This is a genomic window from Luteimonas pelagia (genome assembly GCF_054776035.1).
The window spans coordinates 284525-298352 of sequence record NZ_BAAHCG010000001.1; the positions used below are offsets into that span (position 1 = coordinate 284525).

Below are 13828 nucleotides of genomic sequence, written 5' to 3' on the forward strand. Positions count from 1 at the left end.
CTGGCGACGGGGCACAGTGAGTTGCCCGGTTTCTCGGCGCGCGTAGAGCCTGGCCTTGCCACCAATTCTCGGTGCGCCAAGCCGGCACCAAGAATCCCCCCATACCAATTCTGTTTTGAATCGAGTCGATGCCGCTGGTGACACTTTTGTCATCTCGTGATAGACGCTGTGGCCATCTTTATAAATGTCGTGCACTTTCACCTTTTCGCACTTTTAGCCGCAGTTCAGAGTCTTTCAGCTTCGCTCACTAGAGACTGTGCGTTAAGCACGCAACTGCCGCCATCAGATTCTCCGGCGCCAAATGCGCATAGCGCAAAGTCATCTTGAGATCGGCGTGGCCCAGCAGCTCGCGCACCGTGTTTAGGTCCACACCAGCCCGCACCAGCCGACTCGCGAAGTGATGGCGGAGATCGTGGAAGCGGAAGTTCACGATCTCCGCCCCCTCGAGCAGGTTCGCCCAGGCCTTCTTGACGTCCCGGACCGGGAATACGTCCCCACTGCTCTCTCCGCGCTGCGCCTGCCAACGCGTCAGCGCGTCCCACGCCTCGCCATTGAGCGGAACGTGCCGCTCCTTCCCGCTCTTGGCTGCGGATGCCCGGACCGTCAGCATCCGCCCCGCCAGGTCAACATCCGCCCACTCCAAGGTCAGCAGTTCCTTGCGGCGCAGCCCGGTGTTCATCGCCAGCAGGACAACAGGAGTCAGATGGTCGCCAAAGCCACCCTCTCCGATCTCCGGGTAACACGCCCTCCCCCGCTGCTCCCGCCAGTAGTTCGCTGAGGCGCGCGCTGCAGCCATGTAGGCGTCCCGGCTGGCCAGTGCAGCCCTGAGGCGACGCTCTTCGTCCTCGGACAGGTAGCGGACGACCTTTCGCGAGGCAACGGAGCGGTTCCGCAGCCCCATCAGGGGATTGGACTCGAGCAGCTTCCATTCCACGGCACGACTCAGGGCAGACCGCAGGCAGGCAAGATCCCGGGACGCCGTTGCCTTGGTCACAGGCCGCGCCTCGTCGCCCCTGGCGTGCACCCTCGCCCGCCACCAGTCCTCGATGCTCTCGTGGTCGATCGCGCCCAGGGGCTGAGCCAGGAAGCCCGGGAACGTGACCCGAATCCGCTCCACGTAGCGTGCACCGCCCCGGAGCTCTTCGATCGCCCAGGGCTCGTATCGCTCGGTCAGGAAGTCACGAAGCGTGGGGCCGGCGACCGTCTTCCCGGCGATGTCGGGAAGCTTGTCCTGGAGGGCCTGGGCCATGGCCTGCAGGGTCTGGGCGCGGGCCTCGTCCAGGGTCAGGTGGCCGGCGAACCCCAGCGTCTTCCGCTTCCCGCGGGCCCACTCGACGATCCAGGCCTTGTAGCCAGAAGGCTGGACCCGAAGGATCAGCCCCTTCATGGCCAGGTCCCTGAGCTCGTAGGGGCGCTCCCGGGGCTCAGCGGTGGCGACGAGGCGCTTGGTGAGGTTGATCCGCATTGGCTGCCTGCAACGGTAAGTGGCCGTAAGTGCAGACTAGGAGCCCGTTTCGAGCGGTGTCCGGGTGCGGATCATCCGCGTTGGGCTGCCCCTGGACCCCCGCCGACAAGGCCACCCTGCGCGCCATGCAGGACGCGGTGGCCCAGCGAACGCAGGCCCTCGGCCTCCCCGACGGCGTCCTCGCCTCGCGGCGGCTGCTGCAGGCGATGCTCGACCGGGCCGCGCGCGGGCTGGACCCGTGGCCCGGCGCGCTGGATGGCTGGCGCCGCGCTGAACTGGAACCGGTGCTGGCGCCGCTGCTGCCGGCGGGGCTGGCGCCCGGCGGGACGCGCGGCTAGACTACGCGCCCTCGTGGGGCGGTAGCTCAGCTGGGAGAGCGTCGCGTTCGCAATGCGAAGGTCGGGAGTTCGATCCTCCTCCGCTCCACCACGATCCCGAAGGGCCGCGCGCAAGCGCGGCCCTTTTTCGTGCCCGTGCTTCAATGCACCGCGACGCCGATTGCGAGCCCCCATCCGATGATGCGACTTGCGAAAACGATGTCGCGTGCGTGCGCGACGCTCGCCTTCGCGCTGCTCGCAGCTGCGTCGCACGCCTCTGGAGCCGCATCCGGCGGTCCTGATCCCGTAGAGGTCGACGTCGCTGCCTGGATTGATGTCGCGCCGGACGGCGACGACCTGCTCGCGTCGCGCGAGGCGATCGACGCCCAGAACACGCTGCTGGTCGGATCGGCCCCGTCGATGCGGGACCTCCTTACGTTCCCGGAACGCCTGGCGGGCGAGGACGTCGCTTCGCGGATCCGCGCGCTGTCGTCGCGGCCGGCGGGCCCGCGATTCGATTCAGACGGCAATGCACTCGGCGAGGCGGACTGGGCGCGGCTGGACGCCTCGCTGGCGCTGGACGCGATCCCCGCGACGGTTGGAATCCGCTTCGGGCTGGTCGTCCACCGCGCCGACCTGCGCACCTTCCCGACCCCGCAGCGCGTGTTCTCCCGCCCCGGCGACTCGGACATCGACCGCTTCCAGGAGAGCGCGCTGTTCCCCGGCACGCCCGTGGCGATCCTGCATTCCAGCGCCGACGGTGCCTGGCAGTTCGTCGCGTCGCCGCGGTACCAGGCGTGGATCGAAGCCCGCCACGTGGCGGTGGGCCCGCGCGACGAAGTGCTCGGCTACCTCGACAGGATCGGGTCCGGCCCGCGCCGGGTCGTCACCGGGGCCGTGGCACGCACCGTGACCGCGCCGGAGGCGCCCGCCCTGTCGAACCTCGTGCTCGACATGGGCGTGGCCGTGCCGGTCGCGCGCCATCTCCCGGAGGGCCCGGTCAACGGCCAGCACCCCGGCATGCACTGGCCGGTCGAACTGCCGGTGCGGGACGCGGAGGGACGGCTCGTCTTCGCGCCCGCCCTGCTGCCACGCATCGAGGACACCCGCCCGGGGGTCCTGCCGCTCACGCGCGCCAACCTCCTGCGCCAGTCCTTCAAGTTCCTCGGCGAACGCTACGGCTGGGGCCACTGGAACGGTGGCCGCGACTGCAGCGGCTTCGTGTCGGAGGTGTACCGGAGCATGGGCGTGCTGCTCCCGCGCAACACGGGCGACCAGGCCGCCGCCACCGCCCTCGATCGCACGGACCTCTCCGGCGCGCCGCCCGCCGACCGCATGGCGGCGCTCGACGCACTCGAGGTCGGCGACCTCGTGTACATCCCGGGCCACGTGATGCTGGTCATCGGCGAACGCGACGGCGCCACCCACGTGGTCCACGACATCCACGGCGGGCACATGCGCGACGCGGAAGGCACGATCCGCCCGATGCACTTCAACGGCGTGGTGGTCACCCCGCTGGACACGCTCGTGGCCGGGGACGGCACGCCGTTCACCGCGCTGGCCACGACCATCGTCCGCCCGCACCGGATCCGCGCGACACGCTGACGCGGCACGGTGCCGGGCCGATGTGCGAAGCTGCCGCCGGCCCGAACGACCGGAAGACCGACCGCATGCCCAAGCCCGACGCGCGACGCGCCCGCCTCCGCCACGCCGCGGTCCTCGTCTTCATGGCGCTCTTCGCCCCGGCGTGTGCCACCCGTTCGCCCTCCGCCGCGCTGGCCTGGTCTGACAGCCGCCAGCTGGTCCTGGTCACGACCCCCTCGAGCAACGCCGACCGCGGCACGCTGCGCCGCTTCGAGCGCGACGCCGACGATGGCTGGCGCCGGGTCGGCGAGGCCGCGCCTGTCACCGTCGGCCGCGCGGGCATCGCCTGGGGCGACGGCCTGCATCCGGTCCAGCCCGGCGAGGCGAAGCAGGAAGGCGACGGCCGCGCGCCCGCCGGCGTGTTCCGGATCGGTCACGCGTTCGGCTACGCACCTTCGTTCGCCACCGCCCTGCCCTACGTGGCGATGGACGCCGGCGACTGGTGCATCGACGTGCCTGGCTCGCCGCTCTACAACCGCATCGTCGACGTGGACGACGTCGGCGAGGCCGCGATCGAGGGATCGACCGAGCCGATGCGCCGCGACATCCACGTCGATGGCGACCAGCGCTACCGCCTCGGGTTCGTGATCGAGCACAACACGGCGGCCGTGCCCCGTCGCGGCAGCTGCATCTTCGCCCACGAGTGGGCCTCGCCCACCACGCCGACCGCCGGCTGCACCGCGATGGCGCCGGCGACGATGGAAACGCTGCTGGGCTGGCTCGATCCCGCCGCCACGCCGGTCTTCGTCCTGCTCACCGACGCCGACCACGCGCGACTGCGGGCCGCCTGGCACCTGCCCCCGACCGACGACTGACCCCGAGGAGCCTGCATGTCCGGCACGCCGACCGCGATCCCGCCCCTGCCCCCCACCGACCGACCCGCGCTGGTCCGCGCCGTCGGGCGCTGGCAGATCGTGGGCCTGTCGATCAACGACGTGATCGGCAGCGGCATCTACCTGCTGCCGGCCGCTGCGGTGCTGCTGCTCGGCGGCGCCAGCCTGTGGGCGATCCTGGTGGCGGGCCTGGCGGTCGCGCTGCTGGTACTGTGCTACGCGCAGGCCGCCAGCCATTTCGACCAGCCCGGCGGTGCCTATCTCTACGCGCGCGAGGCGTTCGGGCCGTTCGTGGGCTTCAGCGCGGGCTGGATGACGATCCTCACCCGCCTCACCTCGGCCGCCGCGCTCGCCAACGGGCTGGCGCTGGCGGTGTCGCTGTTCTGGCCATGGGCGACCGAGGGCATGGGGCGCGTGCTGGTGATCGTCGGCTCGCTCGCGCTGCTGACCTGGGTCAACCTGGTCGGCGTGCGCACCGCCGCGCGCGCCGGCACCCTGCTGACCATCCTCAAGCTGCTGCCGCTGCTGTTCTTCGTCGTCGTGGGCATGTGGTTCGTCGACCCGTCCCGCCTGGCGCTCGAGGGCCTGCCCCTGGACCAGCCCGGGAAGCTGGGCGAGGCCGCCCTGCTGCTGCTGTTCGCCTATGCCGGCTTCGAGAACACCCCGGCCGCGGCCGGCGAATACAAGGACCCGCGGCGCGACGTGCCGTTCGCGCTGGTGATGATGATCGTGCTGGTCACCGCGATCTACGTGGCGGTGCAGGCCGTCGCGCAGGGCACCCTGCCCGGCATCGCGCAGTCCGAGACGCCGTTGGCCGAGGCCGCGGCGACGTTCGCGGGCACCGGCGCCGCGCTGCTCCTGACGGTGGGCGCGGCGGTGTCGATCCTCGGCACCAACTTCAACACCATGCTGTTCGGCCCGCGCTACATGTACGCGCTGTCCGTCGACGGCCTGCTGCCGCGCCCGCTGGCGAAGGTGCATCCACGCTGGCGCACGCCGCACGTGGCGATCTGGGTCCAGGCGGTGCTGGCGGTGGGGCTGGCCCTGAGCGGGTCGTTCGTCGAACTGGCGCTGCTGTCGGTGATCGCCCGGCTGTTCGCCTACATCGCCACCGCGTCCGCGGCGATCGTGCTGCAACGCCGCCACCCGGACCGGGAAGGTACGCTGCGGCTGCCCGGCGGGCCCGTCATCCCGGTCCTCGCCATCGCGCTGTCGCTCGGCCTGCTGGCCAGCGCCAGCTGGCAGAACCTGGCGATGGGCGGCGCGGCGCTGGTCGTCGGCGCGGTCGTCTACGCCTTCCGCCGGCCGCCGCTGCTGCCGCGCTCGCCCTGACCGCGGCCGGGCCGCGATTGGCCCGGGGATGGCCCGCCATGCGAAAATCGGGCGGATCGGCCGGCCGGCCACCTGCCGGCGGCCGCGCGCAAGGTCGCATGGCCCCGTAGCTCAGCTGGATAGAGCGTCCCCCTCCTAAGGGGAAGGTCACACGTTCGAATCGTGTCGGGGTCGCCACCCACGTCTTCCGCGCCCGGGCCCCGCGCCCGCCGCGGACGTTTTTCGTTCCAAGGAGCCTTTCGATGACCCATTCCGTCCTTTCCGCCCTCGGCCTCGGCGACACCGAGTCGGGCACCTACCTCGGCAGCGGCGAGTGGTCGAAGACCACCGATGCCGGCGTGCTGGAGCCGACCAACCCGACCGACGGCACCGTGCTGGCGAAGGTGATGGCGTCCTCGAAGGCCGACTACGACACCCTCGTCGAGCGCGCCGAGGCCGCGTTCAAGGTCTGGCGCACCACCCCGGCCCCGCGCCGCGGCGAGGCCATCCGCCTGTGCGCCGACGCCCTGCGCCGCAACAAGGACGCGCTGGGGTCGCTGGTCGCGCTGGAGATGGGCAAGTCGAAGCCGGAAGGCGACGGCGAGGTGCAGGAGATGATCGACATCGGCGAGTTCGCCGTCGGCCTCTCGCGCCAGCTGTACGGCCTGACGATGCACTCCGAGCGCCCGGGCCACCGCATGTACGAGCAGTGGCACCCGCTGGGCCTGGTCGGGATCATCTCGGCCTTCAACTTCCCGGTCGCGGTCTGGGCCTGGAACGCGTTCGTGGCCGGCGTGTGCGGCGACATCTGCATCTGGAAGCCCTCGCCGAAGACCCCGCTCTCGGCGATCGCGTCGATGAAGATCTGCAACGAGGCGCTGAAGGAAGGCGGCTTCCCGGACATCTTCTTCCTGTTCAACGACGCCGGCACCGACCTGGCGCAGGAATTCGTGGACGACAGGCGCATCGCGCTGGTCAGCTTCACCGGCTCGACCAAGGTGGGCCGCCACGTCGGCGAGCGCGTCGCCCGCCGCATGGGCAAGTCGCTGCTGGAGCTGGGCGGCAACAACGCGATGATCGTGGACAAGTCGGCCGACCTGAAGCTGGCGATCCCGGCGATCGTGTTCGGCGCCGTCGGCACCGCCGGCCAGCGCTGCACCACCACCCGCCGCGCGTTCCTCCATGCCGACATCTACGACGACGTGCTCGCCAAGCTGGTCGCGGCCTACAAGCAGGTCGAAGGCAAGATCGGCGACCCGACCGATGCGAAGAACCTGATGGGCCCGCTCAACAGCAGCGACGCGGTCGACGCCTACCTGGACACCGTCGAGAAGGCGAAGGCCGCGGGCGGCAAGGTCGAGACCGGCGGCGCGCGCATCGACCGCAAGGGCAACTTCGTGCTGCCGACGATCATCACCGGCCTGTCGAACGACGCGGAGGTGGTGCAGACCGAAACCTTCGCCCCGATCCTGTACGTCATGAAGTACAACGACCTGGACGAGGCCATCGCGATGCAGAACGCCGTGCCGCAGGGCCTGTCCTCGGCCTGCTTCACGACCGACCTGCGCGCGGCCGAGCGCTTCCTCTCGGCGGCCGGCAGCGACTGCGGCATCGCCAACGTCAACATCGGCACTTCGGGCGCGGAGATCGGCGGCGCCTTCGGCGGCGAGAAGGAGACCGGCGGCGGCCGCGAGTCAGGTTCGGATGCGTGGAAGGCCTACATGCGCCGCCAGACCAACACCATCAACTACTCGAACGACCTGCCGCTGGCGCAGGGCATCAAGTTCGACCTGTGACGCGCGTCGCGGGCGCGGCGTCCTGCCGCGCCCGCGGATCGCGTTCATCCGGGGGACACGCCCCCGACCGAACCGAACGAACGCCCCCGCGCGGCCGCGAACCTGCATGACCGACCCGATCAGGCGCACCAGCGCCACCGCCATCCTCAGCCTGGTCTTCGGCATCCTGAGCTGGGTCGCGCTGCCGCTCGTGGGGGCCATCGTGGCCGTGGTGACCGGGCACGTGGCGCGCGGCGAGATCCGCCGGTCGGCCGGCGCGGTCGAGGGCGACGGGCTCGCGGTCGCCGGCCTGGTGCTCGGCTGGGCGAACCTGGCCCTGGTGCTGCTCGGCCTCGTGCTGTTCCTGTTCGTGTTCGGCGGCGTCGCCTGGCTGGCCTGGCTCGCGCAGTGACCATGTACGGACTCGCCCGGCCCTTCCTGTTCGGGCTCGACGCCGAGCGCGCGCACCACGCCACGCTGTCCGCGCTGGAGGCGACCTACCGCAGCGGCGTCGGCCGGCTGTTCCTGCCGCACCCGCGTCGGCTGCCCACCCGCGCGCTCGGGCTGGAGTTCCCGAACCCGGTGGGCCTGGCGGCGGGCCTGGACAAGGACGGCGCGCACGTCGATGCGCTGATGGCGCTCGGCTTCGGCTTCATCGAGGTCGGCACGACCACGCCCCGCCCGCAGGAAGGCAACCCGAAGCCGCGCATGTTCCGGCTGCCCGAGCACCGCGCGGTGATCAACCGGCTGGGGTTCAACAACCTGGGCGTGGATGCGCTCGTTGCGAACGTGTCCCGGGCCCGGCGCCGCGGCGCGTTGCTGGGCATCAACATCGGCAAGAACAAGGACACCCCGAACGAGGAGGCGGTCGACGACTACCTCTTCTGCCTGGAGCGGGTGTACCCGCTGGCGGACTACGTCACGGTCAACATCTCCTCGCCCAACACCGCGGGCCTGCGCGAGCTGCAGGAAGAGCAGGCGCTGCGCCGTCTGGTGGGCACGCTGCGCGAGGCGCAGGAAACCTTCGGCGCGCGGCACGGCAAGCGCGTGCCGATGCTGGTGAAGATCGCCCCGGACCTGTCGGACGAGGACATCGACGCCGCCGGCCGGGTGCTGGCGGACCTGGAGGTCGATGGCGTGGTGGCGACCAACACCACCGTCTCGCGCTTCGCCGTGCAGGGCGTTCGCCATGCCGACGAGGCCGGCGGCCTGTCGGGCGCGCCGCTGATGGGCAAGGCGACCGCGGTCCTGCGCCGGCTGCGCACGCGCCTGCCCGAGAGCATCCCGATGGTCGGCGTGGGCGGCATCCTGTCCGGCGCCGACGCCGCGGCGAAGATGTCGGCCGGCGCGAACCTGGTGCAGGTGTACACGGGGCTGGTCTACCGGGGCCCGGAGCTCATCGGCGAGTGCGTCGAGGCGATGCGGCGGCGGAAGGAAGCGCCCAGCCGCGGCCACCTGCCGCCGGAGTGACCCCCGCGCGATCGCCCGGCGCCACGACGCGCGGCCTGCTCCCGGCGCGACCGGCCCGTCGCGCACCGACTCCGGGCATCATGCGTCCATGAGTTCCCCCTTCTGTTTCCTCGACGACGCGCCGCTCGACGCGCGCAATACCTTCGGCGTGCCCGCCCGCGCGCCCGTGCTTGCCGAAGTCGCCGATGCGGCCGCGCTGCCGGCGGTGCTCGCGGACGCGCGCATGCGTTCCTGCGCGCCCCTCGTGCTCGGCGGTGGCAGCAACCTGCTGTTCGCGGGCGACGCACCGGGGCCCGTGCTCTCGCTGCGCGGCCGCGATGTGCGCATCGCCTCCGACGATGGCCGGCACGCCGTGGTGCGCGCGGACGCCGGCGTGGAATGGCATGCGCTGGTGCAATGGACCCTGGCACGCGGCCTGTGCGGGCTGGAGAACCTGGCGCTGATCCCCGGCACGGTGGGCGCCGCGCCGATCCAGAACATCGGTGCCTACGGCGTGGAGGTCGGCGAAACGATCCATGCCGTCGAGGCCTACGAGCCGGCGACGGGCGAGCTGCATCGCCTGGCGGCGGCCGACTGCGCCTTCGCCTACCGCGACAGCCTGTTCAAGCACGCACCGGACCGCTTCATCGTCACCGCGGTGGAGTTCGCCCTCGCGCGTGACGCGGCGCCGCGGCTGGGCTATGCCGGCATCACTCAGGAACTCGCGGCGATGGGCGTCGACGGCGCGCCGAGCGTGGCGCGGGTCGCCGAGGCGGTGGTGCGCATCCGTCGCCGGAAGTTGCCGGACCCGGCAGTGGTCGGCAACGCCGGCAGCTTCTTCAAGAACCCGATCGTGCCGGCCGGCGTCGCGGCGGCGCTGAAGGCCGAGCACGGCGGGCTGCCGGTGTTCCCGGTCGCGGCCTTCCCCGCCGACGCGGCGCGCCGGGAGGAAAAGGAGAATGAAAAGGGGTCAGGTTCATTTTCCGCAAGAAATGAACCCGACCCCTTTTCCAAGCTCTCGGCGGCGTGGCTGATCGATGCCTGCGGATGGAAGGGCCACCGGCGCGGCGCGGCGGGCGTGTCGGACGCGCACGCGCTGGTGCTGGTCAACCACGGCGGCGCGACCGGCGCGCAACTGCTGGCCCTGGCCCGCGACATCGCCGCCTCGGTGCATGACCGGTTCGGCGTCGCCATCGAACCCGAGCCCCGCATCGTCGGCGACGCCTGGTGACCGCCCGGCCATGAACGACCACGGCCGCGCCGCGCTGCTGATGCTGGGCAGCACCCTGCTGTTCGCGCTGATGGCGCTGGCGATCCGGCTGGCCTCGGCGCAGCTGCACACCTTCGAGATCGCGTTCTTCCGCAACTTCTTCGGCCTGCTGGCGGCGCTGCCGCTGCTGGTGCGCCACGGTGGCATCGGGTTCCTGCGCACGGACCAGCTGCCGCGGTACGGCGTGCGCTGCCTGATCGGCATCGCCTCGATGTTCGCCGCGTTCTGGGCCATCGCCAACCTGCCGCTGGCGCAGGCCATCTCGATCACGTATTCGTCGCCGCTGTTCGTCACCATCGCCGCGGTCATCCTTCTGCAGGAGCAGGTGCGGGCGCGCCGCTGGACCGCGGTCGTCGTGGGCTTCATCGGCGTGCTTGTGATCGTCCGGCCGGGCATGGCGGGGTTCACGGCCGGCTCGCTGGTCGCCGTGATGGCGGCCCTGCTCAGCGGCCTGGTCGCGATCCAGATCAAGCAGCTCTCGCGCACCGAGCCGGCGGACCGCATCGTCATCTGGACCACGGCGCTGTGGGTGCCGATGTCGCTGCTGCCCGCGCTCGCCGTGTGGGAATGGCCCACGGGCCTCATGTGGCTGTGGGTGGTCGCGGCGGGCGCGCTGGGCACCGGCGGGCACATGCTGTGGACGCGCGCGCTCAAGCTCGGCGAAGTCTCCGCGCTCACGCCCATCAGCTTCATGCAGTTGCCGGTGGTGGCGCTGCTCGGCTGGCTGCTGTTCGGCGAGACGCTGGACCGGTGGACCGTGGTCGGCGCGGGGATCATCCTCGGTTCGAACTTCTACATCGCGCACCGCGAGGCGCAGCTTGCGCGCCGCCACGCGACGCAGGCGCCCCTCGAGGCCGCCAAGCCGGGCGAATGACGCCAGCGCGCGCATCGGCTGGCCGCACGGCGGCCACCAGCGCGTTGGCACGGCACGGAAGCACGCGCGGTCAGCGGCCCGGCCGCGACGTGTCCGCACGCCGGGCCGCGGAGGACACCCGCATGCACGCTCCCGAACCGCGCACCCTCGCAGTCCTGTCACTCGCCACGGGACTCGCCGTGACCGGCCTCCAGGCGATCGCCGCCGATGGAGCCACGCAGGCGGCACCCGATGCGGCGCCGGTGGCCACCGACACGGCCGCCGCGCCGGCCACGCTGCGGCACGACGACCCCGCCCTCGCATGGTCCGACTGCCCGGAGTTCTTCCCCGACGGCTGCGCCATCGCGGTCCTGCACGGCGATCCCGCGGCGCCCAACGCGGACCTGTTCTTCAAGGTGCCCGGCGGCAGCGAGATCGCCTCGCACTGGCACACGTCCGCCGAACGGATGGTCCTGGTCTCCGGCCAACTGGAAGTGCGGTACGACGACGCCGACCCGGTCGTGCTCCGCCCCGGCAGCTACGCGTACGGCCCCGCCCGCGTGCCGCATTCCGGCGCGTGCGCGGCGGGGCCCGACTGCGTGCTGTTCATCGCGTTCGAGGCGCCGGTCGACGCGGTCCCGGTCGACGCCGCCGGGGAGTGAGCCCTAGACGTCCTCGGGATCGTCGGCGACCGCCTCGGGGCGCTCCCAGGGGTGCCGGTGGTGGTGGAACACGCTGACGAAGGCCGTGGCGGTCCACACCATCGCCGCGGTCCACCCGGCGAGGATGTCCGAGGGATAGTGCACGCCGAAGTAGACGCGCGACGCGCCCACCAGCAGCGCGAACCCGCCCGCGACCACGAGCACGGGCCAGCGCCATGGCGTCCGCCAGGCCAGCAGGATCGCCACGCACGCCAGGGTCATCGAGCCCATGGCGTGGCCGGACGGGAAGCTGTACGTGTGCTCCGGCAGCAGCGACACCCAGAGGTCGGGCCGTTCGCGCGCGTAGAGCTGCTTGGTCGCCATGTTGAGCAGCGCGGACCCGCCCAGCGCCAGTGCCGCGAACAGGCCCTCGCGCATCCGCCCCTTCCAGGCCAGCAGCAGCACCAGCAGTACGTCGAACGGCACCACGAACCACTCATAGCCGAGGTGCGTGACGACGGCCATGAACCGGTCCGCCCCGGGGCTCGCCCAGGCGTGCGCCCAGCGGAGCATCGGCTTGTCGAAGGCGAACGGGTCGCCGTCCTGCACCTCGTCGGCCAGTTCGGCGAACCCCCACAGCGGCAGCAGCAGCAGGGCGAACACGAGCAGCACGCGCCGCCAGTAGCGGCGCAGGAAGTTGGCGCCGAAGCGGGCCTCGACCAGCAGGGTCCACAGCTTTCGGTGCAGCGCCCGGCGCGTGGGGCCCGCGTCGGGCGGCGGCTCAGTCGGTCGAGCGGCGCGCGTATTTGCGTTCGACATAGGCATCGACGAGGGCGACGAACTCCCCGGCGATGTTCCCACCCCGCAGGGTGACGGCCTTGTCGCCGTCGATGAACACGGGCGCGGACGGCGCCTCGCCCGTGCCCGGCAGCGAAATGCCGATGTCCGCGTGCCGCGACTCGCCCGGCCCGTTCACCACGCAACCCATCACCGCCAGGGTGAGGTTCTCCGCCCCGGGGTGGGTCACCTTCCACTCCGGCATCTTCGCCCGCACGTGGTCCTGGACGGTCTGCGCGAGTTCCTGGAAGAAGGTGCTGGTCGTGCGCCCGCACCCCGGGCACGCGGTGACCATCGGCGTGAACGCGCGCAGGCCCATCGTCTGCAGCAGCTCCTGCGCGACGATCACTTCCTGCGTGCGCGATGCGCCCGGCTCGGGGGTGAGCGAGATGCGGATCGTGTCGCCGATGCCTTCCTGCAGCAGGATCGCCAGCGCCGCGCTCGAGGCGACGATGCCCTTGCTGCCGATGCCCGCCTCGGTCAGTCCGAGGTGCAGCGCGAAATCGCTGCGCGCGGCCAGGTCGCGGTACACGGCGACCAGTTCCTGCACGCCGCTGACCTTCGCGCTCAGCACGATCTTCTCGCGCGGCAGGCCGAGCTCCACGGCCCGTTCGGCCGAGTCCAGCGCGGACAGGATCAGCGCCTCGCGCAGCACGCGCGCGGCGTCCCAGGGTTCGCTGCGCGCGTGGTTCTCGTCCATCAGCCGCGCGGCCAGCGCCTGGTCGAGCGAGCCCCAGTTCGCGCCGATGCGCACGGGCTTGCCGTGGCGGATCGCGAACTCGATCAGCTGGGCGAACTGGGTGTCCTTCTTCTTGCCGAAGCCGACGTTGCCGGGGTTGATGCGGTACTTGGCCAGCGCCTCGGCGCAGGCAGGTTCGCCGGCCAGCAGCTGGTGCCCGTTGTAGTGGAAGTCGCCGATGATCGGCACCTCCACGCCCTGCATCGCAAGGCGGTCGACGATCCGCGGCACCGCCGCGGCGGCCTCGGGGGTATTCACCGTGACGCGGACCATTTCCGAACCGGCGCGCCACAGCTGGGCGACCTGCCGGGCGGTCGATTCGACGTCCGCGGTGTCGGTGTTGGTCATCGACTGGACGACGACCGGGGCGTCGCCACCCACGCGCACGCCGCCGATCTCGACCTGCCGGGTCCGCCGCCGGGCCGCCGGGCCGAACCGCTCCTGGGCGCCCGCCGGTCCTTCCGCGCCGCCGATCTCGTAATCCACGCTCATGGGCCAATTGTATTGCGCCGGCCGGTCGGCGTTGCCCGATCGGCTCCGGTTGGACGGCCGGCAGAGCGGCAGCCTTCCGCGAAAGACGCCGTGAATCCATCCCTGGAGGCTGCGTGGCGCCATCCCTGGCGCCAAGCCTTTCGCGGAAGGCTGCCGCTCCACCGTCCTCGCGGGCTTTCCGACGGGCGCATCACTCGAAGGC

Annotated in this window: 13 protein-coding genes and 2 tRNA genes; 12 read left to right on the forward strand and 3 right to left on the reverse strand. The window is 71.6% G+C overall.

Annotated features, from left to right (window positions below):
* Positions 1 to 247: 247 nt before the first annotated feature.
* On the reverse strand, positions 248 to 1465 hold the full coding sequence (locus ACYU7H_RS01345) for a tyrosine-type recombinase/integrase (protein ID WP_460811865.1): 1218 nt from the start codon (positions 1463 to 1465) through the stop codon (positions 248 to 250).
* Positions 1466 to 1545: 80 nt separating this feature from the next.
* On the opposite strand from ACYU7H_RS01345, the gene ACYU7H_RS01350 reads away from it, so the two are divergent.
* From ACYU7H_RS01350 to ACYU7H_RS01405, 12 genes are all read left to right on the forward strand, one after another.
* Positions 1546 to 1803 (forward strand): hypothetical protein, encoded by a 258-nt coding sequence (locus ACYU7H_RS01350; RefSeq protein ID WP_460811867.1) that lies wholly within the window; start codon positions 1546 to 1548, stop codon positions 1801 to 1803.
* 15 nt (positions 1804 to 1818) lie between these two features.
* A tRNA-Ala gene (locus ACYU7H_RS01355) sits at positions 1819 to 1894 on the forward strand.
* Positions 1895 to 1983: 89 nt separating this feature from the next.
* The gene (locus ACYU7H_RS01360) at positions 1984 to 3387 is read left to right on the forward strand and encodes a C40 family peptidase (protein ID WP_460811868.1); all 1404 of its coding nucleotides are present in this window, start codon (positions 1984 to 1986) and stop codon (positions 3385 to 3387) included.
* A 65-nt stretch (positions 3388 to 3452) separates the two neighbouring features.
* Positions 3453 to 4241: a L,D-transpeptidase family protein gene (locus tag ACYU7H_RS01365; RefSeq protein ID WP_460811870.1), complete on the forward strand. Its 789-nt coding sequence runs from the start codon at positions 3453 to 3455 to the stop codon at positions 4239 to 4241.
* A gap of 15 nt (positions 4242 to 4256) precedes the next feature.
* Positions 4257 to 5591 (forward strand): APC family permease, encoded by a 1335-nt coding sequence (locus ACYU7H_RS01370; protein WP_460811872.1) that lies wholly within the window; start codon positions 4257 to 4259, stop codon positions 5589 to 5591.
* Between the two features lie 100 nt (positions 5592 to 5691).
* A tRNA-Arg gene (locus ACYU7H_RS01375) sits at positions 5692 to 5768 on the forward strand.
* A 65-nt stretch (positions 5769 to 5833) separates the two neighbouring features.
* Positions 5834 to 7366, forward strand: a complete 1533-nt coding sequence (gene amaB, locus ACYU7H_RS01380) for an L-piperidine-6-carboxylate dehydrogenase (RefSeq protein ID WP_460811874.1) — start codon at positions 5834 to 5836, stop codon at positions 7364 to 7366.
* 106 nt (positions 7367 to 7472) lie between these two features.
* Complete coding sequence (locus ACYU7H_RS01385; RefSeq protein WP_460811876.1) at positions 7473 to 7757, forward strand: DUF4190 domain-containing protein; 285 nt, start codon at positions 7473 to 7475, stop codon at positions 7755 to 7757.
* 2 nt (positions 7758 to 7759) lie between these two features.
* Entirely contained in the window at positions 7760 to 8815 is a 1056-nt protein-coding gene (locus ACYU7H_RS01390) for a quinone-dependent dihydroorotate dehydrogenase (RefSeq protein ID WP_460811878.1), read from the forward strand.
* A gap of 88 nt (positions 8816 to 8903) precedes the next feature.
* Positions 8904 to 10025 carry a UDP-N-acetylmuramate dehydrogenase gene (gene murB / locus ACYU7H_RS01395; RefSeq protein ID WP_460811880.1) on the forward strand — a complete coding sequence of 374 codons (1122 nt, stop codon included), beginning with the start codon at positions 8904 to 8906 and terminating at the stop codon, positions 10023 to 10025.
* A 10-nt stretch (positions 10026 to 10035) separates the two neighbouring features.
* Positions 10036 to 10938 carry a DMT family transporter gene (locus ACYU7H_RS01400; protein ID WP_460811882.1) on the forward strand — a complete coding sequence of 301 codons (903 nt, stop codon included), beginning with the start codon at positions 10036 to 10038 and terminating at the stop codon, positions 10936 to 10938.
* Between the two features lie 122 nt (positions 10939 to 11060).
* Positions 11061 to 11579 carry a cupin domain-containing protein gene (locus ACYU7H_RS01405; protein WP_460811884.1) on the forward strand — a complete coding sequence of 173 codons (519 nt, stop codon included), beginning with the start codon at positions 11061 to 11063 and terminating at the stop codon, positions 11577 to 11579.
* A gap of 3 nt (positions 11580 to 11582) precedes the next feature.
* Here ACYU7H_RS01405 and ACYU7H_RS01410 read toward each other — a convergent pair whose 3' ends face one another.
* Both ACYU7H_RS01410 and ispG read right to left on the reverse strand, forming a co-directional pair.
* On the reverse strand, positions 11583 to 12383 hold the full coding sequence (locus ACYU7H_RS01410) for a phosphatase PAP2 family protein (RefSeq protein WP_460811886.1): 801 nt from the start codon (positions 12381 to 12383) through the stop codon (positions 11583 to 11585).
* Positions 12340 to 13626 (reverse strand): flavodoxin-dependent (E)-4-hydroxy-3-methylbut-2-enyl-diphosphate synthase, encoded by a 1287-nt coding sequence (gene ispG / locus ACYU7H_RS01415; RefSeq protein ID WP_460811888.1) that lies wholly within the window; start codon positions 13624 to 13626, stop codon positions 12340 to 12342. Before ispG ends, ACYU7H_RS01410 begins: the two co-directional genes overlap by 44 nt.
* Between the last annotated feature and the right edge of the window lie 202 nt (positions 13627 to 13828).